Origin of the sequence: Actinomadura sp. NPDC049753 (assembly GCF_040674655.1) — a bacterium.
GTDB lineage: Bacteria > Actinomycetota > Actinomycetes > Streptosporangiales > Streptosporangiaceae > Spirillospora > Spirillospora verrucosospora.
This window is the reverse complement of record NZ_JBFARL010000478.1, coordinates 1-1,048: the sequence shown is the minus strand read 5'-3', so window position 1 is coordinate 1,048 and position 1,048 is coordinate 1. Positions and strand designations below refer to the sequence as shown.

1 pseudogene is annotated in these 1,048 nt (G+C 73.9%); it reads right to left on the bottom strand.

Annotated elements, in window-relative coordinates:
• Window positions 1–132: 132 nt before the first annotated feature.
• Window positions 133–1,048: pseudogene (locus tag AB0K37_RS42330) on the bottom strand (hypothetical protein); the annotation flags it as partial.

The window sequence follows — 1,048 nt, the reverse complement described above, 5'->3', positions numbered from 1 at the left end:
CCCGGCCCGCCGTAGAACTCCAGGTACTCGTCGATCTGCGACTTGCGCTTGCTCTCCGCGGGCTCGTTCAGGGGGACCTTCACCTTGCGGGTGACGGATCGGACAGGTCGGAGGACGCGGTCACCGTGCTCCCTAGTAGATGATCAGACCGGCGACCGTGGCGACGACGAGGCCGGCGATCACGGGCAGGAACGAGCGGCGGACGAGGTCGAGCACCGGCACGCGGGCGAACCCGGCCACCGCGATCAGCGACGACCACGCGATCAGCACGCCGCCGCCCGCCCAGATGCAGCCCATCTGCCCGATCGCGGCGAGCAGCGCCGGGTCGACGCCGGAGGCCGGGCCGAGCGAGCCCGCCAGCGAGCCGGTGAGCGGCAGCCCGGAGAAGCCGGAGCCGTCCAGCCCGGTGACCATCCCGATGATCAGCACGCCGAAGCCGACGACGTACTGGCTGTCGGGGATCGCGTCCTGCATCCGGACGACGGCGTCGAACAGGAAGCCGGGCGCCCGCGCGCCCTCCTCCATGCCCATGATCTTCCCGGCGAAGTCGGCGTTGCCGATGAAGAAGAACCCGGCGATCGGGATCACGACCCCCATCGCCTTCATCGCGAAGACCAGCCCGTCCACGATGTGGTCGGCGCACCGCTCCAGGCTGCCCCGGCCGTCCTTGGCGATCGCGGCGGCCAGCAGCAGCGCCGTGGCGACCCCGCCGACGAGCGCGGCGGCGTCCCCGCCCACCACCTCGGGGACGAGCCCGGTGAACTTGCCCAGCATCATGTAGCCGACGAGGCCGATCAGGGCCAGCGGGACGATCGCGGCGAACGCCTTGGACCGCCGGGGGCAGTCCGCGCCCGGCCGGTCGCCGCCGTTCAGCGACGACAGCGCCCGCCGCGTCATCTCGTCCGACGCCTCGCCCGCGTCGCCCGATCCGCCGGAGCGGGGTCCGGGCACGGTGGACGAGCCGCCGCCTGCCCCTGAGCCGGGCCCGTGGTCGAGGACGGCCACGCCGCCGTCCCCGCCGCCCGCCGCGGCGGGCTCCGGCTGCAGG